The organism is Tateyamaria omphalii (assembly GCF_014651375.1).
In the GTDB taxonomy this organism is placed as follows: Bacteria; Pseudomonadota; Alphaproteobacteria; order Rhodobacterales; family Rhodobacteraceae; genus Tateyamaria; species Tateyamaria omphalii.
On record NZ_BMWT01000002.1, the window covers coordinates 26841 to 51525 of the forward strand.

The following is a 24685-nucleotide window of genomic DNA, read 5'->3' on the forward strand; positions in this document are numbered from 1 at the left end:
CTCCGAATGGTGGTCGAAGACCCGTTTAGACCGATCAGGTGTTCACGTCGACCACGACGCGACCCTTGACCTGGCCCTTGAGAATGTCTGCCCCCAATTTCGGCAGATCGGACAGGGTCGCGGGCTGCACCATGGCCTCCAACTTGTCCATGGGCAGATCTTGGGCGATGCGGTTCCAGGCACGGACGCGGTTTTCGTAGGGTTGCATGACACTGTCGATGCCAAGAAGGTTCACGCCGCGCAGCAGGAACGGAATGACCGTCGCAGGCAAGGCTGCACCACCCGCCAACCCTACGGCAGCAACAGAGGCGCCGTACTCCATCTGTCCCAATACGCGGGCCAGCATGGCGCCGCCCACAGCATCCACGCATCCGCCCCAGGTTTCCCCCTCAAGCGGGCGCTTGGTGGTTTCATTGATCTCTTCGCGGGCCACGATCTGGTTGGCGCCGAGCGCGGTCAGATAGTCGGCCGTTTCGGGCCGCCCCGTAACGCCCGCAACCGTATGACCAAGATTGGCCAGAATGGCAGTGGCAACAGAGCCAACTCCACCCGCAGCACCGGTGACCAACACCGGACCGCTCTTGATCCCTTGGTCTTCCAGCGCCATCACTGCCAGCATAGCGGTAAAGCCCGCAGTCCCCACGGCCATGGCCTGCCGCGTATCAAGACCGTCCGGCAGCGGTACCAGCCAATCTGCCTTGACCCGCGCCTTCTGTGAATAGCCGCCCCAGTGCGCCTCACCCACACGCCAGCCGGTTAGCAAAACCTTGTCTCCGGGCTTGTAGCGGTCATCGTCGGACGCCTCGACCGTCCCGGCAAAGTCAATGCCCGGCACATGCGGATATTTGCGGACCAGCCCGCCGCCCGGGCCGATGCAAAGACCGTCCTTATAGTTCACCGTCGAATATTCAACCGCCACGGTAACCTCGGCCTGTGGCAGATCATCAAGCGACAGCTCGGTCACCGCTGCAGAGGTCTTGCCGCTGTCTTCATCCTTGTTGACCACCAGTGCATTGAACATATCGCTCTCCATCTCGCGAAGGGATCGCCCCTTCCCTGTTTCAAAAAAATCCCTGGGTCCGGGGCAGCGCCCCGGTCCAATGGTTCAAATCCAGAACGCCTCTTGCACTGTGGCGCGGCGCATACCGTCAAGCGTGTCGACTTCCAGTTCGGTTCCCGCATCCCAATGGGTCATCCGCACCATACCAATGGCAACATTGGTCTTGAAGTCTGGGGACCACGCTGCGGATGTGATCTGTCCAACGCGCTTACCACCGGCAAAGAGCGGCCAGGGCCGATCGCATGTCGGAACTGCGTCGCCATGGATCGAAATGGGTCGGATCTGTTGCACTGGCCCTTCCTTGGCAACGCGCAACAACGCGTCGCGACCAATACATCCAATGGCTGTTTGCGTATCACAAAACCGGCCCAACCCACATTCATGGGGCGTGTTGTCGTCCGTCATGTCGTTGCCGTAGCTCAGCAATCCCCCCTCGATCCGCTCGATCCCGTTGGGGCATCCGGCGCGGACCTCCAAGTCCTGGCCCGCATCAAAAAGAGCGTTCCACAGCGGCATCCCCTGCGTGCTGTCTGGCACATAAATCTCGAAACCGCCCTGCTTGGAATAGCCCGAACGTGCGATGGCAAGGTCACAGCCTTCGAACTGGAACATGTCAAAGCGGAAAAAGCGAATGTCGCGGACGCGTTCACCGAACACACGCTCCATCAGTTGATCGGCCTTGGGCCCCTGTATCGCGAGGGGTGAGACATCAGGCTCATCCACCAGCACATCAAGCCGGTATCCGTTAGCAATACCTTTGACCCACAAGAGCAGATCCGAGTCCGCAATGGAAATCCACCAGCGATCTTCGCTTAGCTTAACCGCCACCGGGTCATTCAACATGCCGCCCGTCTCGTCCACTATTGGCACGTAATAGCATTGTCCCGGCAACATCCGACGCAGGTCTCGCGGTGTCAGCATCTGCATCAACCGACCTGCATCCGGGCCGCGCAATTCGACCTGCCGTTCAACGGACACGTCCCAGACCTGCACATGGTCCTTAAGGTGACGGTAATCTGCATCCACACTTTCGAACACAGTGGGCAGAAGCATGCGGTTGTAGATTGTGTAAGCTTTCACGCCTGCTGCCTCGACACCGTCGGAAAACGGCGTGCGGCGCAGGCGGCGCGATGGAGAGATAACGGCCATCAGTCGTCCTCGGGCATAAAGACAATATCGGTGACCGGAGCGGACAATCCTGCGGCGGTCATCATGGCGTGGACCTGACCCCGGTGGTGGGCCTGGTGCGTGAATAGATGCGTGACGCAGACTTCAAACGGCGCATGAAAGTCCCTCTTCAACATCCCAGAATACCAAGATAAATCACCCTTGAGTGCGATCGTATCCAGATCATCAGCCCAAAGCCGAATCGTGCCGTCCATGCGGAACCGTTCGGCGGTCCAAACGGCAAAAGTCGGTGTGAAGTCCTTGTGATCTTCTGCAGGAACGCGTGGTGCCGGAATCTTTGGGTCAAGCCGGCTCATCCACATCGCGTCGCCCCACAAGATGTGGTTCAACGTCGCCATGATCGAGCCGAAAAAGGCACCTCGATCCTTGCGCAGCTCAACGTCTGGAACGCCGGTCAGCATCTCGGTCAATTGCCGGTTCTGCCAGGCGTTGTAACGGGCCATGATGCGCACATAACCCGCTTCGATCATGGTTTGGGGCCTTTCCAATCAATGGGGCAGATCTCGGCCGACTTGCCGCCGAAATCCCAGATGCGACCATAGTCGCGCACTTTGGATTTCACACCGCGCGCCGCAATGATGTCAGGGCCCATCCAGTATTTCGAGTTCGAGATCATCACCGGATGATCGGGTGACTTGCCGTCCAGCATCTCGATCTCACCCTGGATTTTGCGCCCGATATAGAGGCCGCGTTTCTTGCCCTCGCGCACGATTTCGACCTTTTCGCGCTCGGCGCCCACGATGTCGCTGACCAGCATGGTGAAGAGACCCGTTGTGCCACCGGCAGCGCCCGAGAAGATTTGCAGGATGCCGTTGTACGCTTTGCCGCTGGCCCGCTCGTCCACATAGGCCGCAACGCGCCAGCCGCCCTCGCCCATGCGGCCCGGAATGTCGACCATCAGGCCCACGTTCAGGCCCGACAGGTCTTCGCCCTCATAGTGGCCCTCATCAATCGCGATGGCCATCCATGCGTGGCAATGCCCTTCTGTGGGCGGATGGGCGCCAAGTGAGACCACACAAGGACAGAACACTTCGCACGAGCAGTTCAGGAATAGCTCGCCCTTGATGGCCCACTCCGTAGGCGACATTTGGCGTCGGCCGGGGTTCGGCATCCGGCTGTCGATCCGTTGGCTGATGGGCAGCCTATCGGCGTCGGGACGTTTCTTCACGGCCATCTTAACCTCCTGAGACAAAGGGATATGCGAGCACGCCAATGCCACCCAGCACAAGCAGAACCCCCATGGGTTTTGTAACAACATGCCCGATCTGGGGCAGTTTTTCGATCACCATAAACAGCGTGGCGAGGCCCATCCAAAGCAAGCTCATCACGCCGCCGACAAAGCCAAGAGCCATAAAGCCCCAACAGCAGCCCACGCAAAATGCGCCGAGGCCGAGGCCCATACGCAGCCCGCCCCTAAAGCCGGTGCGCCAGTGTCCAAGAAAATACGTCATCGGGCTATGGCATACGCCATGGCAGATTTCCTTCGCTCGGGTGAATTGGAACAGACCAACGACCAGCAACAGCAGGCCCGCAAATGTGGTGGTCTTGGATATGCCAAGCATGTCGATGACGCCGCCAAAAAGCAAGGCCAGTTGTACTGCCGTGATGAGCGCAGCGAAAGCCACCCACACAATGGAGTATCCTGCGATCACGCCCAGCCACCCTGCCCGCGTCCCATCCGCGGAAACCATCAAGTCCTCGTAACTGCGCAAAGTCGGTACGAGCGTCGGCAACATCATCGCCGCCATCATGATGGCCCACATCGCGAACAGCGGACCAAAGTTTGCCATCGGCATATACATGGGCATACGCGGGTCCATCGCGGCCATGCGCGCACCCATCTCGCCCGGACGCCCGATCAGGTCGAGGTCCATATCCATCGACATGGAATACATGACCCACCATGACACCAGGATGGCCCCAAAGAACCCCAGCCAGAGCGTTGATCTGACGAGATGCGGCATGTGTCCTCCCCGACAGCGCGCGACTCAATACTTGCCAGATTAAATGTCAGACATTAAAATGTAAGACAAATGAAAATTGATCCTGACAGCACGGTTGATCTCTCCGCCCAGATTGCAAAGGCAATCCGGGATGCGATCATCGCAGGTGATCTGATCGTGGATCAGCGTCTGCCGTCCGAGGCGGAACTGGCCGATCACTTTGATGTGTCCCGTCCCACGGTGCGCGAGGCCTTGAAGCGGCTGGCCGCCCAATCACTCATCCGCACACAGCGTGGCGCATCGGGAGGTGCCTTCGTCAACCGCCTGCGATTCGAAGACGCCTATGCCCAGCAGGTCACAACCTCGACCCTGCTTTTGTCCATGAACGCCGTCAGTTTCGACGTGGCGTGTGAGGCACGGTACGCGCTTGAACGCGCCTGCGCCCCGCTTTCTGCACAGCGCCGCACCCCTGACCAGCTGGCGACCATGCGCGCCGAAATTCATCGTCAAGGCCAACCGGGTCTCACGGACGAGGCGTTTTGCGCCTCCGATGTCACCTTCCACCGCGCTTTGGTGGATGGCGCAGGCAACAAGGTGCTCAGCTACCAGCTTGCCGGTGCTGTTGAGGCCATGCAGCCCCTGATGAACATGATCACCTTCACCGCCCGATCGCGCGAAGCGATTGTGGCATTGCACACGGACATTGCAGATGCCGTCGAGGCGCAGGATGCGCCCAAGATCGACGCGACATTGGTTGAATTAGAAGCCTACACGCGGGAGCTGGCCCATTCGGTCGTCACCGCCCGCGCCCAAAAGGCCGCAGAAAAGGAGCACAAGACCGCCTGATCCCTCCCATACGAAGTCGCAAAGGCAACCGAGGGGCCGGGCACCGATTGACACATGCTTCAGGGAGGAAGCCATGAATTTGAGACCCGACCCAACATTCTACCCCTCGCCCAACGATGCCATGCAGGCGCCGGTCGAGAAGCTGGCATTCACGCTGATGCTCAGCCCGGATGGGACCAAGCCGGATGGTTTGGCTGTCGTGGATGTTGATCCCGAGAGCAAGACCTACAGCCAGATCGTGCACGAGCTGTACGTCCCCAACCTTGGCGACGAATTTCACCACTTCGGCTGGAACGCTTGCTCGTCAGCGCTTTCGCCACTGACCGGCCACGCCTTTCTGGAGCGGCGTTACCTGATCATTCCGGGCATCCGGTCTTCCCGCATCTACATCATTGATGTAAAAGAGCCGCTCAAAGCCAAGATTCACAAGATTATCGAACCGGAAGAGCTGTTTGAAAAAACAGGATATTCCCGCCCCCACACGATCCATTGCGGACCCGAAGGAATCTATGTCTCGACCTTGGGCGGCGGTGGCGAGGATGGCACAGATGGCCCTCCCGGTATCTTCATCATGGATTGTGAAACTTTCGACATTCTGGGCCGCTACGAGATGGACCGAGGCATTCAAGACAAGCACTATGATTTCTGGTGGAACCTGCCGCGTGACTACATGGTCAGCAGCGAATGGGGCCTGCCGCCGCAATTTGAAAACGGTGTTGTGCCCGAAGATCTGTTGTCGAACAAATACGGCCACACGATCCACTTCTGGGACCTGCGCGGGCGCAAGGTGACAAAGTCCATTGATCTGGGTGAACACCACCAGATGGCTCTGGAAATCCGCCCTGCTCACGACCCCGTCAAGGAATACGGTTTCTGTGGCGTTGTTGTTGACACCACCAACTTGCAAGGTGCGATCTTTACTTGGTGGCGGGATGATGATGGCGAATGGCAAGCCAAGAAGACGATCACCATCGACCCGGTGCCCGCAGATGCGGACGACCTGCCTGACTTGCTCAAGGGGTTCGGTGCCGTGCCGCCGCTGGTCACTGACATCGACCTGAGCCTGGATGATAAGTACCTCTATGTCGCGTGTTGGGGCCTTGGCGAAATGCACCAATACGACGTGTCCGACCCGATGAACCCGGTTCTTGCGGGCAAGGTCGAGATCGGCGGTATCGTAAAGAAAACCAAACACCCCAACGGCCAAGACTTTGGCTACGGTCCACAGATGGTTGAGATCAGCCGCGACGGCAAACGCGTGTACTGGACCAACTCGCTCTATTCCACTTGGGACGACCAATTCTACCCCGGTGAACGTGGTGCGGCGATGGTCATGGCCCATGTTGGTGAAAACGGTGGGCTGACACTGGACGAAAACTTCTGGACCAAGTTCCCGGAAGGCTACCGCAGCCACCAGATCCGGCTTGAAGGCGGCGACTGTTCGACCGACAGTTTCTGCTACCCCTCGGTCTGATGGATATGACGACGGCGGCGGGCCTCTGGCTCGCCGTCATCCTCTCCGGCCTCTACCACGGCCTGAACCCCGGCATGGGCTGGCCCCTTGTCGTTTCGTCAGCCCTATTCGAACGCAGACGCAGCGCGCTCTGGCCCGCTTTAGGTGCCCTATCGCTTGGTCATTTCGTGGCGATGCTGGGTATTCTGCTGCCATTTTCGATGATGACATTGCTGATCGATTACCAAGGCGAAATACGTATTGGCGCGGGGCTAATCGTGATCGCGATGGGCCTCTATCTTGCCATCACGCGCAAGCACCCCCGGTTCCTTGCCCGCATTCCGCCGCACAAGCTGACACTGTGGTCGTTCCTCGTGGCATTGGCTCACGGTGCTGCGCTGATGCTGGTGCCCATATACTTGGGCCTTTGTGCCATTGAGGAACTGGATGCGGGCCACCGCGCAGCGTCGGCCCTAATGGCCACGACGGCGTTGGCCCTCGGCGTGGCAGTACTGCATACCGTTGCCATGATGGGATCCGGCGGAGCAGTGGCCTATGCCGTGCATCGCTGGTTGGGCCTCAATTTCCTCAAACGGGGCTGGTTCGACTTGGAGCTTGTCTGGGCGGTCAGCTTGATTGTCGTGGGTGGTGTTGGGCTTTGGACCGCGCTGTAAAAAAGGCATTGACCTAACAGCAACAGACCGCAACTGTCGGGCAAGACACGTGCGGTACCGGAATGCCCAATATGTTGCGATTGATCGATGAGACATTGGGTAAATGGCTGCGCCACTTTTTCTTCGCCATCGTGCGCACGTATTTCTCACTGTTCTACAATGTCAGCTGTTCCGGCAAACACCTGCTGCAGGACACGCGAGGCGCGCTGATCCTCGCTACCCATGTCAGCCGTTTCGATGGACCGCTGATTGCCGCGATACTCTACACGACACAGCGTATCCGGCCCGTGGTACACTACAATGAATACTACAACTGGATGCAATGGTTTCCCATGTTCGTGGCCCGTGCGATCCCGGTCAGTTCCCCCAAGTCTTGGCCAGCGGAAAAACGGCAGGCCCAAAAAGAGGCAAGCATGCAGCGCATCCTGTCTGCGCTCGACCGCGGAGAGAGCATCCTGCTGTTCCCGTCGGGCCACACAAGGCAGCAGGAAACCGAGGTGATCGCACCACACCTGTCCGGGGCGCGGGATATCCTACAAACTAAACCTGACAGCCCGGTATTGCTGCTTAGGCTTGACGGGTTGGGCAGGTTCCAACCCGCGCGATATGACTATTTCTGGACGTTTATTGGACGCAGCAAAGGGCGACGCCATATCTCGGTCGACATCAAAACGGTCGATGACCTCGACCCGACCACTGATCTTGAGGCTTTCAACAAAGACCTTGAGGACCGATTGAACACGCCGATAAGAGACAGCTTCTAGCCTTGCCTCGGATCGCACATGGCCCTACGTGCCGCCCATGATCGACTTCTTGAACATAGTCGCCGCAGTGCTCACGATCGCTTTCGGCCTCTTCGGTTTCGTTGCACCGCGCTATACTGCCTCTGCTCTCGACCTCGCACCTACACACAGCACAATGGGGCTCAGCGAGATGCGTGCGTCCGTTGGCGGGCTGTTCGTCGTGGCAGGACTTGCTGCCATCTGGATTGACGAACCGTTGGCCTATGCAATGATCGGCTTTGCCTTTGTCGGCGCGGCCTTGGGGCGGTGTTTGTCTTTGCTGTTTGACAAACCACCTGTGAAAAAAGTGCTGATTTTTGGGGGTATTGAAGTCATGCTGGCGGCATGGTTTTTGGCCGCTAATCCTTTTTAATCAGCGTTCTACGCAAGAAAATTAATGTCGACCAGCGCTGATTTCTATGTCAGGAGAGTCCTGAGCTGAGCGTCTCACAGATTGCAAAGGGTGCGCTCTTCACATATCTAACTCCTGTCCCTCGGGACTATGGACATAAACGCGCTCGTAATAAACGGATCGGACCCGGGGGCGGTACCCGGCGGCTCCACCAACCATCCCTTCGTTTGGGGGATCATGGGGCCGAAACAGGATCGACGGACGTCTAAAGGGGTTAGCTTTGTCTCGGCTGTCTGCCACCGTTACCGGCGAAAACAGTACAATTGCAAACGACAATCGTGCTCCGGTTGCTATGGCTGCGTAAGCAGTCCTAGTCGAACCGACTTTAAGCCCTAGCGCCTAGCCGCGTTAGGCGGGGTTCGCAGGCACCTGGCAACAGAAGCCTGCACTTTCAAAAAGACTTTGGTATTTTTGCGTCGGGTTCAAGGATTGTTAAGTCCCGGGCGTTATCGCTGTTGTGCAAATTGTCTGATTGAGAACGAGGGGCGCATGCCGCACAAGGTCAAGACCCTGCAAGGCTGGTACGACGAGGTGTGGATCAAGGGAGACCTAGATGCGATTCCGAAGTTCCTTGCACCCAACGCACGTTCGCGCGGGATCATGGGCGATATGCCCTTTTCGATTGAGGACCTTACCGAGTTGGTAACGATGGTGCGCGAATTGCTGGGTCCCATAGAAATCACCCTGCCCATCACAATGGAACAAGACGATTGGCTGTCGGCTCTGGTCGAAATCAAAAGTCATTCGGCGGATACCGGCGACCCTGTGCATGTCTTCGGGCAAGTGATCGCACGGTTCGAAGGCATCCAGATGGTCGAGATTTATACCGGCACGGATTCACTTACGCTGTTCGAACAACTGAGTTTACTTCCCGAGAACGCGATGGCTGTGATGCTTGGTGGAACACGCCTTCGGTAAGGGTGGCAAACTGCATTGGCCTACATCAGGTGTCGTGCTACCAATTCCCGAATGACCGCAAGTGTGCTGAAGACGCTCTATGCACAACTGACGTTTCATGTGTTTAGGCAGCCAGTTGGATGAGCACATTAAGCACCTAAATACATCATCCAGTTACTCACACTGCGCTGGATGGGTGCAGGGCTTACCTCCGACCTGTCCAGACGTTCAACAGATCAAAGGGTTGACCTGCAGAGCATCAATGCGCAAGCTCCCAGTTGGGGCCACTGCGACTGCCCCATCAGGCTAACCACACATTGGCCCAAGCGTCGCATCCTTTTGTTGTGATCAAAGGATGCCACAATGGACCATAGACCCCACTCAATTCATGCAACAGAGTTGCTGCCTCTACTTGGAACAGGCAAAGCACCATGTCTGATCGACGTATCCATACCCGAGGATGTAGCTTCTGATCCTTGGCGCCTGCCAACAGCGCGACATGTACCGCATCTGAACGTGCAACATCAGTGTGCTTTGCAGGCACCGGACTCGCCGATTGTAACCATTTGCCAAAAGGGTCTGAAGCTGTCGCACGGTGCCGCAGCTGTGCTGCGCGGCATGGGCTTTGACGCGCGTGCATTGGAGGGAGGGAACAGCGCTTGGCGTACTGCGGGTTATCCATGTCTTGCATTGGACACTGCCCCACCCCCAGGAACGCCGTGGGTTCTGCCCGCAACACGAACCCCGAAGGTCCTTGTCACCGCGTGGGTGATCCGACGCTGGTATGATCAGGATGCAATAGTGTTGTGGGTCTCGCCCGTGCATCTACATGACGTCGCCGCACGTTTTGACGCCCACGCCTTGCCTGAAGCACCGCCAGGCCAAAGCTTTGCCGCCACGGGCCTCATGTCTCCTGATCTGATGGGTTTTATTGCGTCCATTGAAACAACAACATCTCCTGTCACATCGCTGCTTGGCGTATTGCCCAATCTTCACGAACGTGATGAAGACTTGGCCCGTGCCGCCCTGCCGTTTCTTGATGCCGCTTGGTTGCAATATCGCCAATCTGATCGGCAGGAGGTTGTTTGATGGAACAGAGCTGGTCGGAACTGACCCGGGTCTTTGGCCGTATTGGCTTGCTGTCTTTCGGCGGCCCAGCTGCACAGATCGCTCTGATGCACGAAACATTGGTCTCGCGCCAGAAATGGCTGACCGAAGATCAATACCTGCGAGCACTGTCACTTTGCATGCTCTTACCCGGCCCCGAGGCCATGCAATTGGCCACGTATGCAGGATGGCGGTTGCGCGGCATCGGTGGCGGTTTGCTTGCCGGGTCACTTTTTGTTGTACCCGGAGCCGTGGTGATCCTTGCCCTTGCGTTGGCGTACATCCACTTTGGCGACATCCCTATGGTTCAAGCTGCTTTCCTCGGCATCAAGGCGGCTGTGATCGTGATCGTTTTGCAAGCGCTGTTACGGCTCGGGCGAAACACACTGCAGAGCCCGGTGGCGTGGGGTCTGTCTTGCGCGGCCTTCCTAGCCTTATTCGTTTTCGGCATTCCCTTTCCGTTGGTTGTTGTCGCCGCAGGCATCGTAGGCGCACTACACGCCAAAGGCGGACCCACGGACGCGCTGCCTGCCCCGGCTCAACCGAGAAGCGGACGCACAATTGTCATTTTCGGAACATTGTGGATCACGCCGCTGGCGGTGTTGTGGTTCACCGCGCAAGGCTTTCTGCTCGAGATCGGCCTGTTCTTTTCTAAGCTCGCAGTCGTCACTTTTGGCGGCGCCTATGCCGTGTTGGCCTACATGACCCAGCAAGTGGTTCAAGACCATGGCTGGATCAAAACCAGCCAGATGATAGACGCGCTGGGCCTCGCAGAGACGACGCCCGGCCCCCTCATTCTGGTGACAGAGTTTGTTGCGCTGCTTGCTGGCTACGCACAGGGCGGTCTGGTGCTTGCGCTGGCGGCAGGAGCGTTGACACTTTGGGTGACTTTTGTGCCATGTTTCCTATGGATTTTTGTGACAGGCCCATATCTGGACAACATCGCTGCACGCCCCCGGCTGTCTGCAGCGTTGCATGGAATTACGGCTGCTGTCGTCGGTGTCATTCTGAATCTGTCAATCTGGTTCGCGTTGCACGTTTTTTTTGCAGATGTCGGCACCGCAACGTTTGGTTCTCTGCCCATTCCCGACCTGTCTACATTCAATCCGTGGGCCGTCGCACTCGCTGCATTTGCAGGGCTTCTGCTGCTGCGCTTAAGCGTCAATTTGCCTGCTACATTGCTGGTCCTGGCGGCGTCTGGATGTGCACTCTCAATTTTGGGGCTGCTTTAGTCTAATTGGGCTCTGCCGCCTCTTCCCTCTGCGGTAAATTGGGATATGGTTGGCACACGCAGCACGAGGATCGCCATGAGCCGGAACATCGATTACGGCAACCTGATGCATGAGGCCATGCGTGGCCTTATCCGCAAGGTATTGACGGATGTTGCCCAGAACGGGCTGCCCGGCTCACATCACTTCTTCATTACGTTTGATACCAGCCATCCAGATGCAGAACTGGCTGACTGGTTGAGCGACCGCTATCCAGGGGAAATGACAGTCGTCATGCAGCACTGGTACGACAAGCTGGATGTCGGTGCCGAAGGATTTGCCGTGACACTGAATTTCGGTGACGCTCCGGAGCCGCTGTACATACCCTATGATGCAATAAAAACGTTTGTTGATCCATCAGTCGAGTTTGGGCTTCGCTTCGAAACCCAAGGTGACGACGAAGAAGACACTGCGCCAGCAACCCCACCGGAAATCCTGCCAAGCCGCGCGCCGGCGGCTCCCAAACCAGCGCAGGAACACAGTGCCACGGCGGATGATGACGGCAAAGATGCCGACATCGTTTCATTGGACAGTTTCAGGAAATAGACGAAGCGGTTAGTCCCGGACCAAGAATGTCTCTACGGCACGCAGGATTTCTCCGTCCTGTATGTTTTGGAAGTTCAAGTTCAAGCCGCCTTCCGTAAGCGTGCGATCATATCGCTGCAGGCTGTACCCGCCATCTGTATCAACAAACAGGGAATACACAGTCAGGGTTTCCCCATCGATGCGCGCCCAAACATAGGGTTCGCCTTTCATTGGATCGAGTTGCACCTCGTGACCGAAAACGTTCTTTCTTTGAGCTGCCGCGTAAACGTCACCTCGACCACTGGGCACAAAATCAATGGAATAGGATTTTTCAGATAACTTACCAGATGCCCTGTGCGTGACTGACGACCACTTAACCGTGAACCCCTGTTTCGTCTCATTGATCTCAACACTCATGTCGCGCGGAATTTTTGTTCCATTCGCCTGCATGACTTCAGCACTGCCAGAGTATTGCCCAACAAAAGGTGTAATATCGGCGCGCACGGGTCCCACCATCGCGAACATCGCAGTCCCTAGCACAACGATAGCAACAATGAAGGGCCGCATTGAGCCACCAGGAAATGCACGTGATAGGGTCATGAGTTGGTCCTTTTTCCTCCCGTTTTCTCAGATATAGGAACGCTCGCACACGGATGCACCCTCCCGTCGTCATTGTGATATGACACAGTCGATGAACTGGCCACCGGTGCTTGTCTGTACAGCTTGTGGCCGGTAGATGCATGACACAAGAACGACACGCGCAAAAGGAGCCACGTCATGGCCGATACCCGCACCGAATCTGACAGTTTTGGCCCGCTTGAGGTCGCAGCCGACAAGTACTGGGGTGCGCAGACACAACGCTCCATCATGAATTTTCCGATCGGTTGGGAAAAGCAGCCGGTGCCTGTGGTGCGCGCGCTGGGCGTGATCAAGAAGGCCTGCGCCATGCAGAACAAGGCGCAGGGAACACTCGATGCAAAGCTGGCCGATGCAATCATTGAAGCGGCGGGTGAAGTGGTGGACGGCAAGCTGGATGACAACTTCCCGTTGGTTGTCTGGCAGACGGGCTCCGGCACGCAGTCCAACATGAACGCCAATGAGGTGATTGCAAACCGCGCGATTGAAATCCTGGGCGGCGTCATTGGCTCAAAGGAGCCGGTGCATCCAAATGATCACTGCAATATGGGCCAATCGTCGAACGATACCTTCCCGACGGCCATGCATATCTCGACGGCGATGACCGCACGCGACGTGCTGTTGCCGGGCCTAGAAAAACTGCATGCGGCGCTTGAAGCTAAGGTCGCGCAGTTCGACGGCATCATCAAGATCGGACGCACACACACTCAGGATGCAACGCCGCTTACGCTCAGCCAAGAATTCTCGGGCTATAGCCACCAGGTCGCCATGGGCATCCAGCGGGTCAAAGACGCGCTGGGCCGCATCTACGAACTTGCACAAGGCGGTACGGCTGTCGGCACCGGCCTGAACACCAAAGTTGGCTGGGCCGAGGCGGTCGCGGGTCACATGGCCGACATCACCGGCCTGCCCTTTGTCACCGCTCCGAACAAATTCGAAGCTTTGGCCGCACATGACGCCATGGTGGAAATCTCTGGCGCGCTGAAGACAGTCGCTGCATCCCTGTTCAAGATTGCCAACGACATTCGCCTGCTGGGCTCTGGCCCTCGCTGCGGATTGGGTGAACTTGTTCTGCCCGAGAACGAGCCAGGGTCATCCATTATGCCGGGCAAGGTGAACCCGACCCAATGCGAGGCCCTGACGCAGGTCTGTGCACACGTGATGGGCAATGACGCGGCAGTGGGCTTTGCCGGGTCGCAGGGCCATTTCGAACTGAACGTCTATAAACCCATGATGGCCTATAACGTGCTGCAATCCATGCAGTTGCTTGGGGATGCATGTTCAGCTTTCACCGACAACCTCGTGGACGGATTGCAAGCAGACGAAACCCGTATCGACAAGTTGATGCGCGAGTCGCTGATGCTGGTTACCGCGCTGGCGCCCGAAATCGGCTATGACAACGCCACGACGGTCGCCAAAACGGCCCACAAAAATGGTACCACGCTGATCGAGGAAGCGGTGAAACTTGGTTTCGTGACCGAGGAACGGTTCAATGAGGTCGTGCGCCCCGAAAACATGATCGGGCCAAAATGACCACGCCCATCAACCTGAACAAGGTGCGTAAGGCGCGCGCACGTGCAGATAAGAAAGCACGTGCCGACGCCAATGCGATCACGTTCGGATTGACCAAGGCAGAGAAAGATCACGCAAAGCGGGAAAACTCCCGGTCTGCGCGAGATTTGGACGGCAAAGCCGCCGAAACGTCCCCGTATGGTGCAAATGGTGGCGATAAAAAGCCATAAACACAGGTCAAATTGTCTGCGCAAAGAGTTACAGGTGTTCTATGACACAGCCCCATAACACAGCCGTGCGCGACCAAATTCGTGCCTTGCGTCGGGCGCGACGCTACATTCGTGCCAACCAAGGTTCGTTGGCGCGCTTGCTGAATACGTATGAGCGTATTGCGCAGCTCGATCCGTCCCGGCGGTTCTGGGCTGAGCAGTGAGCACCCGGCCACAAAAGCACTCCCTCACCCTCAAAGGGCACCGAACCAGCGTGTCACTGGAGCCTGAATTCTGGAAAGCCTTTCGCATGATCGCGGAAGAAGAGCACAGACCGATCAATGACTTGGCCGCCGAAATTGATGCAAGTCGTGGCACAGATGTCGGTCTTGCATCAGCCATTCGCGTCTATGTACTCAAGCGTTGGATGAACCGTTAAGCACAAATGGCCATGACAAGTCGCCGTGCTGAACGACGTAGCACGGCGATTCAGTAAACTCAGACAAGACGCCACCCGCCCTCATAAAAAAGAGCGGGTTCAGAGTGTTCGTCTTTGGTAAACTAAGCGATAGACGCTTCAAAAATCTGGTTGATGTTGCCACCAAGCGCGGCGTGGAACCCATCATCACTCATGTCGCGCTGCAAACCTTCGGTCAGGGCACGGCTGAAGCTTGCGATCATCTTGTGGTTCTGGGACAGCCGCGCGCTCGCATCTTGCGTGGAATATCCGCCAGACAAGGCCACAACACGCTGAACACGCGGATGATCGGCCAACGCATCATAGAGGCCGGGCTGCTCGGGCAACGTCAACTTGAGCATGATGTCCTGCCCGTCCTTCAGAGCTTCGGTTTGCGCCATCAATGCGTCGGCCAGCATCTCTTCGGCCTGCGCCTTGGTTTCGGAATGAATATTCACCTCCGGCTCAATGATCGGAACCATACCAGCAGCAATCACTTCTTGGGCGACATCGAACTGGTTGGCGACGATCGCCTTGATCCCAGCTGCATTGGCCGTGTGCACAACCGACCGTTCCTTGGTGCCGTAGATGCCCATTGCCTTTGCTTCGGCCAAGGTGTCTGCAAGGCCGGGAATAGCCTTCAGCAACTGAACGCCGTCAGCTTCGTCCTGCAACCCTTTGTCAATCTTCAGAAAAGGAACAACACCCCGCTTGTTCCACAGATAAGCAGGAACCGCCTGTCCCTCGATCCGCTCACGAAGCGTCTTTTCGAACAGAATCGCACCAATGACTTTGGAACTTGTGAAATCCGGGCTCAGGATAATGCGCTCGCGCATTTTCTGGATCTCGGCAAACATCTCGTCCTCGGACGCGTAGTCCGATGCATCCACACCGTAGAGCGCCAACGCCTTGGGCGTGGATCCCCCCGACTGGTCCAATGCAGCAATAAAGCCGCTTCCGTTTTCCATCTGGTCCCGCATCTTGGCAAAGTCGGTCATACCGTGCTCCAAAGTCATGACTTCAATTACGTCAGACCTAACGCATTCCTGACCCGCAAGAAATCCCGCCAAGCCACTGTTTGCGCTATCTTTTGCCGATCTGGAGCCAGATTCCACCTTTTGACCGGACCGTCAGGTGCGCGACGGGTATGGGGACACGCCCCTCTGCGCACGATACCCTCGCATCACGCAGCAGCCGAGCCAGAATCAGCGGCCCTTCGACCATGGCAAAGCCAGCGCCTGTACAAACGCGCGCGCCGGCGGAAAACGGAATGTAGGCGTCTCGCCCGCAGGTCTTGCCGTTCTCGGTTTGCCACCGCGCCGGATCGAATTCATCTGGACGCTCCCACAGCCGCTCGTGACGGTGCAAATGCCAAGGGCTTAGCACCAACTGGCTGCCCTTGGGCACGTCCCGATCCCGAAACCGTTCAGGACAGGTCGCCTCACGCACCATCATGGGGACGGGCGGGTAAAGGCGAAGCGTCTCGCGGAATACGTCCCGCGTCACCGGCAGTTTGGACATGACTGCGAAATCACAATCCTTCAAAGCCACCGCCTCAGCTGCCACTTTCTCCTGCCAGTCAGGAAACAGCGCCAGCAAGTACAGAGCCCACGCCAAGGCCGATGCGCTGGTTTCGTGTCCCGCAAGGAAAAAGATCGCAACCTGATCCACCATTTCTTCGGGGGAAAAGGTTTCGCCCGTTTCAGGATCAGGGGTCGTCATGATTTTGGTCGCCAGATCATCCGGCGCCGTGCCCTCGGCAATTTCCTTTGCGCGTTGATCAACCAACTTGGCAATCAACGCCCGAATACGCGCCGCGCTGGCCCTGGTGTCACGACGGAAAAAGCGCGGCATCCAACGTGGCAACGGTACGAAAGCCGCAATATTCAGGATGGGCTGGCTGCGTTGATACGCACGGAATTCGTGGAAAACGGCGCTCGCCAACGCGTCCTCGATCGGAATGGAGAAGAGTGTGCGAAAAATAACATCGGCCGCCGCATGGCTTGTCTGTTCCTCAATCTCAACCAAACCTTCGGGTAAACGCACCGCGGCAGCTTCAGAAGCATCCCACATGGCGGGGAATGTCTCGCGCAGGCGCCCGCCCTCAAACGCCGGATCAATGATGCGTCGCTGTCGTTTCCACGTCTCGCCATTGGTCAGAAACACGGAATTCCCAAGGAGAGGACGCAGGCCCTCGCTCACGCGGTCAGATTTCGGAAAGTCCGCGGGACGATCTTTTAGGACTGTTTTTACCAACTCCGGTTGATTCATCAGGTAACTGCGAAAAAACGGCGTCCGAAACTCGGCCATCCACGCGCGATAGAGACGAGCCGGCTGAGCCGACAAGATGTCCTGCCGAAAAAGACGTGCATATCGCCGGAGAGACACACGATCAGGGCGGCTGGGTGGTTTGGGTGGGATCATGCGGCAACTGACGTGTATTTCGACACCGCGTGATCGATGCGCGATTTGGACGGTGGTCGACCGGCATAACGGTCCGCCAAAGTCAGTGGACCTGCTGTGATCTGGAAATAGTCATAGTCCCTGGGGCGATCGAACGCACACAGATACTGAAAATGCAGCCGAAAGAAACGCCATCGCAGCTCTTTCCATCGCGCCGGGCTAAGTGTTTGAGTGAAGGCAGCCGAGAACACCAAAGGCCAACGCTTGTTGTGCGGTGCAACACCAGAGACCGAAACGGGATCACACAGCGCAAAGGCGCATCCATCGCCCGGAGCCGTTACGTCGACCCATGTCAACGCGTCCTGCGCCGACAGATATTGCAGATCGGCACGCAGGCGGTGTGCGTCCGGTAAGAAGGAGACCATGGGCACGACCTGGCCCAAGGACAGAAATGCCAGAGCAGGGCCATTGGCGGGCACCTGCCCCGTCCGGATCAAGTCTGCCAAGATCGAAACCGCCAGATGGGCACCAGACGAATGACCAACGATCAGCACTTCATCCACGTCTTCTGACAGGGCCGACGCTATGCTGCAGCGGAAGTCACGCATACGCTCTTCCAATGCAGGTGGGTTCGCCCCATTGGACGCAGCAGAATAGGCATAGTCATGCATGAGGTAGTAGGCAAAGATCTTGCCATCCTTTGCCTTGAACCAACGTAATAGAGTGATACAGGCCGCAGCGCCGAGAAGCAGGCCGCCCCATGCTCCAACGGACCCAAAGGCTGCGCCGACGCGCCACAGGCCGTACCAGAGAAGGAGGCCCAGCAACGCCTGTCCCAGCAACATGCCAACGGGATACAAGGCCGCAATCACAGGCCCCTTCCGCAATCGCATCAATCGGCGCAGAGCACCCGAGGCAATGTACGTCCATGCGGTCTGCACCAATTGCAGGTATGTGTCGGGTATCGAAGCCTCCATTGACCCACGCACAATGTCGGACCAGACCAGCACCTCGATATCTGCATGCGCATTTGCGCCATCGATTTCGGCATCAACCTGCCAACCGTAATGTTCGGATTTGGAGGCCGGATGCAGCGCAATCTGGTAGCCCGAGATTTCCGCCTGAGCCGCACCTTCCTTACGATAGAGTTCACGGTAGCGACGGGGATGAATCGGGTCATAGCCCGGAATGTAGAACACCCGGCGACGCGAGACGGATTTTGGATGCGGCCTGCTCATTCATGCACCTTTTGGTGCAACCTAACGCGCTTCTACGGCCAAAGTAAGGCTGTGACTGCTTAGCCTAACGTGGCGAGTGCAGGGAACTGTTCAAGCAGCCAGAACGAGAAGCGTGTGAACAGCCCAAACAGCATTGCGGCGCCGACCACCAACAGCAACCCGCCCATAACCTTTTCAATCAAGGCCATGTGCCGTTTGATCCTGTTCATGAAGCCCATCGCGCGGCTCATGAACATCGCGGCCAACAGGAATGGAATGCCCAGACCGGCCGCGTATATGCCAAGCAGGAATGTCCCCCGTGTGACCGAGGCTTCGGATGCAGCAAGGGTCAGAATGGCACCCAGTTGCGGGCCGATGCACGGGGTCCAGCCAAATGCGAAAGCCAATCCAAGGATATACGCACCAAAGGATGACCCACCCTGATCCCCGGCATCCATCCGGGCCTCGCGATCGAGGAACGGAATGCGGAACACGCCCAGAAAATGCAGGCCAAACACCATGATCACCGCGCCGGATATCTGTGCGAACAGTATCTGGTTCTGTAAAAAGAACGCGCCAAAGGCCGACGCGGCGAAACCGAGAATGATGAAGACGGTCGACAGGCCAAGCACAAAAAACAACGCAGTGACAGTGGCACGGTTGCGACCGGATTGCCCTTCCGACATCTCTCCCACGGTCATTCCCGACATGTACGCCAGATAGGGCGGCACAATCGGCAGCACACATGGGCTGAGAAAGCTGATGATGCCAGCAAGAAGCGCAACGCTCATGGCAGGGATCAGGCTTGCGTCGATGATATCGATTCCGAACATATCACCCACCTAACCGTCCTTGTCCCGCACGTCACCTGCGACACGGTCACATGTCTGTGGACAGGATGTAACATCGCGCCTATTTCGGATTCCATGAATGACGCACATGAACTTGATGCGGTTGGGCTGCTATGTCCCCTGCCCGTCCTAAAGGCGCGCAAGCGCATGCAGAACCTGGCCTCCGGCGATTTGCTGGTTATCACGGCTGACGATCCGGCGGCTGTGGTGGATGTACCCCACTTTTGCACAGAAGCCGGTCATACGCTTGAGTCAGCCGACACGGATGGTCCGATCCAGCGATACACCATCCGCAAAGGATAAGGGCGCGCCACCGGCACGCCCCTTTTTCTTATTTGCCAAGCGACCACCAGCCACGCTTTTTCGGCTTCGGCGGCTCCTCTGGCGCCGGCGGAGAAACTTCGGCCACGGCTTCGGGCACCTTCACCTCTTCGATTGGCGCGGGGTCCGTTGCTACAACCGCCACGTCCTCGGCACTGGCCTCGGCAGCCACTGGAGGCGTCTCTTCGGCCTTGGCCGTCTTCGACTTGGTGCTGCGTGATCGCGTTGATCGCGTGGTTTTCTTAGGCGCTGCTTCCTCAGCAGGGGCATCCTTGGCTTCGGGTGCACTCGGCGCTTCAGCTGCCGGTTCTTCCGGCGTTGCGTCAACCTCTACCGCATCGGTTTTAACCTTTGCCTTGGTCGAAGTCCGCGACCGAGATGAACGGCTACGGGTCGTTTTCTTCTTCGGTGCGTCCTCGACCTTCTCCGGCGCAGCCTCGGCCTCCTCGACCTTCTCCGGCGCAGCCTCGGCCTCCTCGACCTGCGGCACGGCATCATCGGTCACCGTTTCCGCGTCATCCACAACCTCTGCGTCGGATTGGTCTGCAGTTGCGTCTGTCACCTCGGTGGAGGACGATTTGCTACGGCTCCGGCTGCGACGCCGCCGCCGACGGCGCTTGGTCTTGGGCTCTCCGTCTTCACCAATAGGCGCGTCCGGAGCATCCGCCAGCGCGGCATCCTCTTCCTCATCCACCTGATCCATGATCGACGTGTCAACGGACACGACAGGCATATCCACGGCCTTGACCACACGGGTCGCTGTCTTGAATTTCTCAAGCGAGAAGTCAGGGCTGACCAGATGCGGATCACCTTCGATACGCACCGACAGACCGTATCGGCCCTCGATCTGCGCGATATGCTCGCGTTTCTGGTTCATCAGGAAGTTTGCAATCCCAACCGGCGCTTTGATCAACACCTCGCGCGACCGGCGGCGTGTGCCTTCTTCCTCGATCTGTCGCAAAATAGACAGGGCAAGGTTATCGTCCGAGCGGATCAGACCCGTGCCGTGACAGGCCTGACAGGGTTGCGTCGTGGCTTCGATCATGCCGGGACGCAGTCGCTGGCGGCTCATCTCCATCAGGCCAAAGCCCGAGATGCGACCCACTTGAATACGCGCACGGTCGGTCTTCAACCGATCTTTCATCCGCTTCTCAACGGCCGAGTTGTTCTTGCGCTCATCCATATCGATGAAGTCGATGACGATCAGACCAGCCAGGTCACGCAGGCGCAACTGGCGGGCGACCTCATCGGCGGCCTCGAGGTTCGTCTTCAACGCGGTCTCTTCAATCGACCCTTCCTTGGTCGCGCGACCCGAGTTCACGTCGATGGCGACAAGTGCCTCTGTCACACCAATCACGATGTAGCCACCCGACTTCAACTGAACGGTCGGGTTGAACATGCCTCCCAAATACGTTTCGACCTGATAACGTGCGAACAGCGGCAGGCTGTCCTGGTATTGCTTCACGTTCTTGGCGTGGGACGGCATGATCATCTTCATGAAGTCCTTGGCGATGCGGTAGCCGCGCTCGCCCTCGACAAACACCTCGTCAATCTCGCGATTGTACAAATCGCGGATCGACCGTTTGATCAGGTCACCCTCTTCATAGATTTTCGCTGGCGCAATGGATTTGAGAGTCAATTCACGGATTTGTTCCCACAGCCGCTGAAGATACTCATAATCGCGCTTGATCTCTGCCTTCGTGCGTTTGGCCCCTGCAGTACGTACAATAAGGCCAGCGCCCTGCGGCACTTCGATCTCGTTAGCGATTTCCTTGAGCTTCTTGCGGTCTGCGGCGTTGGTGATCTTGCGGGAGATGCCGCCACCTCGCGCTGTGTTGGGCATCAGGACGCAGTAGCGACCCGCCAACGACAGGTAAGTGGTCAGCGCAGCGCCCTTGTTGCCGCGCTCTTCTTTGACGACCTGCACCAGCAAAATCTGACGGACCTTGATGACTTCCTGAATCTTGTAACGGCGTGGGCGCGGTTTGCGCGGGGGACGAATGTCTTCGCTGTCATCCTCATCTGCAACGGATTCAATGCTGTCATCCTTGGATGTCGCATCCGATCCCTTTGCTTTGACGTCATCATCCTCACCGGCATCGGCAGTCGAAGCATCTTGCTCCGCCTCATCAGCCTCGTCCGCATCTGCAGCTTTTTCTGCTTCTTCTACCGCCGCCGCTTCGGAAGCCGAACTTTCTTCATCGGCATCCGTTTCAACCGGTTCAGCTCTCTCAGCGGTGTCGTCAGCCTCGGCAAGCTCTTCGCCCGCTTCCGGCGTATCAACCGGTGTATCCTTGACTGTTTCCATTGGAGAGGACGCCTCTCCCTCGGGCACGGCCACATCAGTTTCAGAGTCAGCGCCTGTATCGAGGTCGATGGTCTCCATCCCCTCAATCTCGGTCGATACCTTAGCATCCGTATCAGCGGCTTTCGACGCCTTGGACTTTGACCGTGACGACCGTTTTCTTGTCGGCTTGGGTTTGTCCTCATCGTCGTCGCGCGCCTTCATCGCCTCGGCATAGGCGCGCTCTTCCTCCATCAGCGCCTCACGGTCGGCGACAGGAATCTGGTAGTAATCCGGATGAATCTCGGAAAAAGCCAGAAAGCCGTGGCGGTTGCCGCCATAGTCCACAAACGCCGCCTGAAGCGACGGCTCGACCCGTGTTACTTTTGCAAGATAGATGTTGCCAGCAAGCTGGCGTTTGTTTTCGGATTCAAAGTCAAACTCCTCGACCTTGTTTCCGTCAACCACCACAACGCGAGTTTCTTCCGCGTGGGTGGCATCGATAAGCATTTTCTTTGGCATGAAAGTCCATTGCGCGCCCGCAATCGTCTGGCACCTGGCGGCGCAAGCGCATTGGGGGCGTGTCTTGTCTGGGCGAATATGGACGCGCTGCAGATCAGGCCGGAGGGGCCTTCTGCCGGGAACTGTACTGTCCTCACGCGCGTCATCGCGGTTCTTCTCCGACACGGTGCTTTGCTGCAGCGTGTCCGTTCATAAGCTGCGCCAGACCTTGGTCCGCGTCAGCAATTCGTGGCCATTGCTGGCCCAATCGGTCTGTGAACTGCGGCAGGGGGTCCTGTCCGTTCCGTCCAACAGCGAAACTCATACGAAGTGACGCGCAATGCGTCTTTGCTTCATCCCTTTAGATAAGTGTAAGGCGGGGCAAATGACAATGGGCAATCGCCCGAACCGGCAAATGACGCAGTTTCCCATTCTTTTGCCGTTCGAAGAAATCCACCGCCCATCGAAAACACCCGGCCGTCAAACGGTCGCCTGACGAACACCCGGACAACGGATCAGATGGACAGGATCAAGGGTCGGTGATCTGACACTTGGGGTCGCCCCGGCACATCAAAGGCCGCACCGAACAACAAATCCCGAGACACCAGCATGTAGTCCGCAAAGCGCTGGCTTTTTTCATAAAGGGCCGTGCGGGTGTCGGTGATGCCATGATGCGCGATCAGATCGTGCAGCCCAACATGTTCAAACTGCGCAAAGCTGGCGCTGTCTGGCAACAAGTTGAAATCCCCGGCAAGCACCGCCGGGATGTCTTGCGGCCAAAGCGAGCGAAATAGGGCAATCGCACGTTCTGTCTGCAGGGTACGTGCTGCTGTGTCCCCCTTGCCTGCCGGGTCACGCAACCCGTGAAAATGGCCGACGCACAGCCCCAGACCCGAACTGGGGTCCTGCAATCGCACCACCTGCATCGTGCGCGGCACGGGTTCCGCACCCCACCCGTCCGGCCGAAACTCGCCATGGACAAAACCCTGTGCCAGCTCTGTGACGGCCAAGTCGCGCCGGACCCATAATCCCAAACCATGTTCAGAGGGAACGGCAGCACCTTCGTGATCTGTCAAAACACCGCGCGTGGCCGCCGCGAAGAAGGATTGGTGGTCCGGAAGTAACGCAGAAATGTCGCCGAACAGGTCCGCCCGCTGCGCCAAGTCGCGATAGGGATCGACATAACGCAACCATTCCGGGCTCCGCACCGGCGCGCGTGTCACCTCTTGGAGGCACAAAACGTCCACATCCAGACTAGCGACCCAAGACGCAAGCGCATCCCAGACCTGCCCACCCCAGGCATTCAGGCTGACAATCCTCATCCTCGCATGCCCCCACCAACTACATACCTCACGCCATTGCACCGTCTCACCACCGGCGAGGACAGGCAAGCGTGCTTAGCGGATCAGTGCCGGGTGTTCTTATGTGGCTAGGGGAAAGCTCCAAATCCGCCAACCTCTTCGATGGCGGCCCACAAATCGGGGGCAACCCGCTGCCCGAGCGGAGGCAAAGGCCGGTCAGCAGGGCGCAAATCAGGCACCTGAACAGCGATGCAACCGGCACGCACAGCCGCTGTGATCCCACTGTCGCTGTCCTCAAACGCTGCGCAGCGGGTTGGATCGATGGCCAACGCCGTGGCCGCTTGAAGATAGGGCGCGGGATCCGGTTTGCGCGCCGGCACTTCATTACCGCCGACGACCACTTCGAAATGCTGCAAAAGCCCTGCCTTATCCAGATGTCCGCGGGCCGTGTCGCCATTGGTCGAGGTCACAACAGCCATCCTGGCCCCCTGCCCGGCCAACCGTTCGACGCTGTCTCGCACCGTGGGGCGTAATGGTACGGTCTCCGCTACACGGCGAGAGACCTCGGAATGCCAGACAGAATCAAATCCGGCCAGATCGAAATCCGGGCCCAAAAATGATGCAATCCGTTGACGCGCCGCATCGCCCGAAACCCCAACCAGTGTCAGAAAATGTGCCTCAACCTCTGGCGCCGCAAATCCATGCGGCACCAGCAATTCTTGCGCTACCGCGGAATAGATCCGCTCGCTGTCCAAAAGCAGCCCATCCATGTCAAACAGGAACGCATCCGGCATCATCACAGCAAACTCCCAACACCAATGCCGCACTCATGCCACGC

General features: G+C 57.8%; 27 protein-coding genes and 1 other RNA gene. 15 read left to right on the top strand and 13 right to left on the bottom strand.

The annotated features are described in order from the left end of the window. Positions 1-34: 34 nt before the first annotated feature. The 5 genes from acuI to IE087_RS05765 all read right to left on the bottom strand — a co-directional run bounded on the left by acuI (position 35) and on the right by IE087_RS05765 (position 4212). Positions 35-1021, bottom strand: coding sequence for an acryloyl-CoA reductase (gene acuI, locus IE087_RS05745; protein WP_189368371.1), 987 nt, complete (start codon positions 1019-1021; stop codon positions 35-37). A gap of 84 nt (positions 1022-1105) precedes the next feature. Beyond that, the gene (locus IE087_RS05750) at positions 1106-2209 is read right to left on the bottom strand and encodes a dimethylsulfoniopropionate demethylase (protein ID WP_189368372.1); all 1104 of its coding nucleotides are present in this window, start codon (positions 2207-2209) and stop codon (positions 1106-1108) included. Continuing rightward, on the bottom strand, positions 2209-2718 hold the full coding sequence (locus IE087_RS05755) for a DinB family protein (RefSeq protein ID WP_189368373.1): 510 nt from the start codon (positions 2716-2718) through the stop codon (positions 2209-2211). Before IE087_RS05755 ends, IE087_RS05750 begins: the two co-directional genes overlap by 1 nt. Then, complete coding sequence (locus IE087_RS05760) at positions 2715-3422, bottom strand: DUF1326 domain-containing protein (protein ID WP_189368374.1); 708 nt, start codon at positions 3420-3422, stop codon at positions 2715-2717. The genes IE087_RS05755 and IE087_RS05760 overlap by 4 nt, the downstream gene beginning before the upstream one ends. A gap of 1 nt (position 3423) precedes the next feature. Then, positions 3424-4212: a DUF2182 domain-containing protein gene (locus IE087_RS05765; protein WP_189368375.1), complete on the bottom strand. Its 789-nt coding sequence runs from the start codon at positions 4210-4212 to the stop codon at positions 3424-3426. 69 nt (positions 4213-4281) lie between these two features. Between IE087_RS05765 and IE087_RS05770 the strand changes: the two genes are divergently transcribed. From IE087_RS05770 to IE087_RS05815, 10 genes are all read left to right on the top strand, one after another. Further along, positions 4282-5037 carry a FadR/GntR family transcriptional regulator gene (locus tag IE087_RS05770; protein WP_189368376.1) on the top strand — a complete coding sequence of 252 codons (756 nt, stop codon included), beginning with the start codon at positions 4282-4284 and terminating at the stop codon, positions 5035-5037. A 73-nt stretch (positions 5038-5110) separates the two neighbouring features. Beyond that, a complete protein-coding gene (locus IE087_RS05775) occupies positions 5111-6511 on the top strand; it encodes a selenium-binding protein SBP56-related protein (RefSeq protein WP_189368377.1) in 1401 nt (466 codons plus the stop codon). A gap of 5 nt (positions 6512-6516) precedes the next feature. Then, positions 6517-7164 carry a hypothetical protein gene (locus IE087_RS05780; RefSeq protein WP_229801341.1) on the top strand — a complete coding sequence of 216 codons (648 nt, stop codon included), beginning with the start codon at positions 6517-6519 and terminating at the stop codon, positions 7162-7164. 71 nt (positions 7165-7235) lie between these two features. Beyond that, positions 7236-7928 (top strand): lysophospholipid acyltransferase family protein, encoded by a 693-nt coding sequence (locus IE087_RS05785; protein WP_189368378.1) that lies wholly within the window; start codon positions 7236-7238, stop codon positions 7926-7928. A 37-nt stretch (positions 7929-7965) separates the two neighbouring features. Then, positions 7966-8319, top strand: coding sequence for a DUF4345 family protein (locus IE087_RS05790; protein WP_189368379.1), 354 nt, complete (start codon positions 7966-7968; stop codon positions 8317-8319). Positions 8320-8396: 77 nt separating this feature from the next. Beyond that, positions 8397-8748: a transfer-messenger RNA gene (gene ssrA, locus IE087_RS05795) on the top strand. Between the two features lie 99 nt (positions 8749-8847). Next, entirely contained in the window at positions 8848-9276 is a 429-nt protein-coding gene (locus IE087_RS05800; protein WP_189368380.1) for a nuclear transport factor 2 family protein, read from the top strand. A 342-nt stretch (positions 9277-9618) separates the two neighbouring features. Beyond that, a complete protein-coding gene (locus IE087_RS05805) occupies positions 9619-10344 on the top strand; it encodes a rhodanese-like domain-containing protein (protein ID WP_189368381.1) in 726 nt (241 codons plus the stop codon). Then, positions 10344-11594, top strand: a complete 1251-nt coding sequence (chrA, locus tag IE087_RS05810) for a chromate efflux transporter (protein ID WP_189368382.1) — start codon at positions 10344-10346, stop codon at positions 11592-11594. Before IE087_RS05805 ends, chrA begins: the two co-directional genes overlap by 1 nt. Before the next feature lie 75 nt (positions 11595-11669). After that, complete coding sequence (locus IE087_RS05815) at positions 11670-12176, top strand: SspB family protein (protein WP_189368383.1); 507 nt, start codon at positions 11670-11672, stop codon at positions 12174-12176. Positions 12177-12185: 9 nt separating this feature from the next. Here the strand turns inward: IE087_RS05815 and IE087_RS05820 are convergent, their stop codons facing one another. After that, the gene (locus IE087_RS05820) at positions 12186-12755 is read right to left on the bottom strand and encodes a hypothetical protein (RefSeq protein ID WP_229801289.1); all 570 of its coding nucleotides are present in this window, start codon (positions 12753-12755) and stop codon (positions 12186-12188) included. Between the two features lie 177 nt (positions 12756-12932). Here IE087_RS05820 and fumC point away from each other — a divergent pair, with 177 nt between their 5' ends. From fumC to IE087_RS05840, 4 genes are read left to right on the top strand one after another with little or no spacing between them, the layout of a single operon-like run. Then, positions 12933-14324 carry a class II fumarate hydratase gene (fumC, locus tag IE087_RS05825; protein WP_189368384.1) on the top strand — a complete coding sequence of 464 codons (1392 nt, stop codon included), beginning with the start codon at positions 12933-12935 and terminating at the stop codon, positions 14322-14324. Continuing rightward, positions 14321-14533: a DUF4169 family protein gene (locus IE087_RS05830; protein ID WP_189368385.1), complete on the top strand. Its 213-nt coding sequence runs from the start codon at positions 14321-14323 to the stop codon at positions 14531-14533. The genes fumC and IE087_RS05830 overlap by 4 nt, the downstream gene beginning before the upstream one ends. A gap of 41 nt (positions 14534-14574) precedes the next feature. Next, positions 14575-14736, top strand: coding sequence for a hypothetical protein (locus IE087_RS05835; RefSeq protein ID WP_189368386.1), 162 nt, complete (start codon positions 14575-14577; stop codon positions 14734-14736). Further along, positions 14733-14951, top strand: coding sequence for a ribbon-helix-helix domain-containing protein (locus IE087_RS05840; protein WP_189368387.1), 219 nt, complete (start codon positions 14733-14735; stop codon positions 14949-14951). The genes IE087_RS05835 and IE087_RS05840 overlap by 4 nt, the downstream gene beginning before the upstream one ends. Positions 14952-15073: 122 nt before the next feature. Here IE087_RS05840 and IE087_RS05845 read toward each other — a convergent pair whose 3' ends face one another. From IE087_RS05845 to IE087_RS05860, 4 genes are all read right to left on the bottom strand, one after another. Further along, positions 15074-15967, bottom strand: a complete 894-nt coding sequence (locus IE087_RS05845) for a fructose bisphosphate aldolase (protein ID WP_189368388.1) — start codon at positions 15965-15967, stop codon at positions 15074-15076. 85 nt (positions 15968-16052) lie between these two features. After that, positions 16053-17393 (bottom strand): cytochrome P450, encoded by a 1341-nt coding sequence (locus IE087_RS05850; RefSeq protein ID WP_189368389.1) that lies wholly within the window; start codon positions 17391-17393, stop codon positions 16053-16055. Continuing rightward, complete coding sequence (locus IE087_RS05855; protein WP_189368390.1) at positions 17390-18610, bottom strand: hypothetical protein; 1221 nt, start codon at positions 18608-18610, stop codon at positions 17390-17392. The genes IE087_RS05850 and IE087_RS05855 overlap by 4 nt, the downstream gene beginning before the upstream one ends. 59 nt (positions 18611-18669) lie before the next feature. Next, a complete protein-coding gene (locus tag IE087_RS05860) occupies positions 18670-19422 on the bottom strand; it encodes a cytochrome c biogenesis CcdA family protein (RefSeq protein WP_189368391.1) in 753 nt (250 codons plus the stop codon). 93 nt (positions 19423-19515) lie between these two features. On the opposite strand from IE087_RS05860, the gene IE087_RS05865 reads away from it, so the two are divergent. After that, on the top strand, positions 19516-19743 hold the full coding sequence (locus IE087_RS05865) for a sulfurtransferase TusA family protein (protein WP_189368392.1): 228 nt from the start codon (positions 19516-19518) through the stop codon (positions 19741-19743). 28 nt (positions 19744-19771) lie between these two features. Here IE087_RS05865 and IE087_RS05870 read toward each other — a convergent pair whose 3' ends face one another. The 3 genes from IE087_RS05870 to IE087_RS05880 all read right to left on the bottom strand — a co-directional run bounded on the left by IE087_RS05870 (position 19772) and on the right by IE087_RS05880 (position 24644). Further along, positions 19772-22567, bottom strand: coding sequence for an Rne/Rng family ribonuclease (locus tag IE087_RS05870; protein WP_189368393.1), 2796 nt, complete (start codon positions 22565-22567; stop codon positions 19772-19774). Positions 22568-23061: 494 nt separating this feature from the next. Further along, positions 23062-23868, bottom strand: a complete 807-nt coding sequence (locus IE087_RS05875) for an endonuclease/exonuclease/phosphatase family protein (RefSeq protein ID WP_189368394.1) — start codon at positions 23866-23868, stop codon at positions 23062-23064. A gap of 107 nt (positions 23869-23975) precedes the next feature. Continuing rightward, positions 23976-24644 (bottom strand): HAD family hydrolase, encoded by a 669-nt coding sequence (locus tag IE087_RS05880; protein WP_229801290.1) that lies wholly within the window; start codon positions 24642-24644, stop codon positions 23976-23978. Positions 24645-24685: the final 41 nt, after the last annotated feature.

Excerpts from the sequence above, each read along its gene's own strand:
- acuI (WP_189368371.1), bottom strand. The coding sequence starts at position 1,021 with ATGTTCAATGCACTGGTGGTCAACAAGGATGAAGACAGCGGCAAGACC.
- IE087_RS05750 (WP_189368372.1), bottom strand. The coding sequence starts at position 2,209 with ATGGCCGTTATCTCTCCATCGCGCCGCCTGCGCCGCACGCCGTTTTCC.
- IE087_RS05755 (WP_189368373.1), bottom strand. The coding sequence starts at position 2,718 with ATGATCGAAGCGGGTTATGTGCGCATCATGGCCCGTTACAACGCCTGG.
- IE087_RS05760 (WP_189368374.1), bottom strand. The coding sequence starts at position 3,422 with ATGGCCGTGAAGAAACGTCCCGACGCCGATAGGCTGCCCATCAGCCAA.
- IE087_RS05765 (WP_189368375.1), bottom strand. The coding sequence starts at position 4,212 with ATGCCGCATCTCGTCAGATCAACGCTCTGGCTGGGGTTCTTTGGGGCC.
- IE087_RS05770 (WP_189368376.1), top strand. The coding sequence starts at position 4,282 with ATGAAAATTGATCCTGACAGCACGGTTGATCTCTCCGCCCAGATTGCA.
- IE087_RS05775 (WP_189368377.1), top strand. The coding sequence starts at position 5,111 with ATGAATTTGAGACCCGACCCAACATTCTACCCCTCGCCCAACGATGCC.
- IE087_RS05780 (WP_229801341.1), top strand. The coding sequence starts at position 6,517 with ATGACGACGGCGGCGGGCCTCTGGCTCGCCGTCATCCTCTCCGGCCTC.
- IE087_RS05785 (WP_189368378.1), top strand. The coding sequence starts at position 7,236 with ATGTTGCGATTGATCGATGAGACATTGGGTAAATGGCTGCGCCACTTT.
- IE087_RS05790 (WP_189368379.1), top strand. The coding sequence starts at position 7,966 with ATGATCGACTTCTTGAACATAGTCGCCGCAGTGCTCACGATCGCTTTC.
- IE087_RS05800 (WP_189368380.1), top strand. The coding sequence starts at position 8,848 with ATGCCGCACAAGGTCAAGACCCTGCAAGGCTGGTACGACGAGGTGTGG.
- IE087_RS05805 (WP_189368381.1), top strand. The coding sequence starts at position 9,619 with ATGGACCATAGACCCCACTCAATTCATGCAACAGAGTTGCTGCCTCTA.
- chrA (WP_189368382.1), top strand. The coding sequence starts at position 10,344 with ATGGAACAGAGCTGGTCGGAACTGACCCGGGTCTTTGGCCGTATTGGC.
- IE087_RS05815 (WP_189368383.1), top strand. The coding sequence starts at position 11,670 with ATGAGCCGGAACATCGATTACGGCAACCTGATGCATGAGGCCATGCGT.
- IE087_RS05820 (WP_229801289.1), bottom strand. The coding sequence starts at position 12,755 with ATGACCCTATCACGTGCATTTCCTGGTGGCTCAATGCGGCCCTTCATT.
- fumC (WP_189368384.1), top strand. The coding sequence starts at position 12,933 with ATGGCCGATACCCGCACCGAATCTGACAGTTTTGGCCCGCTTGAGGTC.
- IE087_RS05830 (WP_189368385.1), top strand. The coding sequence starts at position 14,321 with ATGACCACGCCCATCAACCTGAACAAGGTGCGTAAGGCGCGCGCACGT.
- IE087_RS05835 (WP_189368386.1), top strand. The coding sequence starts at position 14,575 with ATGACACAGCCCCATAACACAGCCGTGCGCGACCAAATTCGTGCCTTG.
- IE087_RS05845 (WP_189368388.1), bottom strand. The coding sequence starts at position 15,967 with ATGACCGACTTTGCCAAGATGCGGGACCAGATGGAAAACGGAAGCGGC.
- IE087_RS05850 (WP_189368389.1), bottom strand. The coding sequence starts at position 17,393 with ATGATCCCACCCAAACCACCCAGCCGCCCTGATCGTGTGTCTCTCCGG.
- IE087_RS05855 (WP_189368390.1), bottom strand. The coding sequence starts at position 18,610 with ATGAGCAGGCCGCATCCAAAATCCGTCTCGCGTCGCCGGGTGTTCTAC.
- IE087_RS05860 (WP_189368391.1), bottom strand. The coding sequence starts at position 19,422 with ATGTTCGGAATCGATATCATCGACGCAAGCCTGATCCCTGCCATGAGC.
- IE087_RS05865 (WP_189368392.1), top strand. The coding sequence starts at position 19,516 with ATGAATGACGCACATGAACTTGATGCGGTTGGGCTGCTATGTCCCCTG.
- IE087_RS05870 (WP_189368393.1), bottom strand. The coding sequence starts at position 22,567 with ATGCCAAAGAAAATGCTTATCGATGCCACCCACGCGGAAGAAACTCGC.
- IE087_RS05875 (WP_189368394.1), bottom strand. The coding sequence starts at position 23,868 with ATGAGGATTGTCAGCCTGAATGCCTGGGGTGGGCAGGTCTGGGATGCG.
- IE087_RS05880 (WP_229801290.1), bottom strand. The coding sequence starts at position 24,644 with ATGATGCCGGATGCGTTCCTGTTTGACATGGATGGGCTGCTTTTGGAC.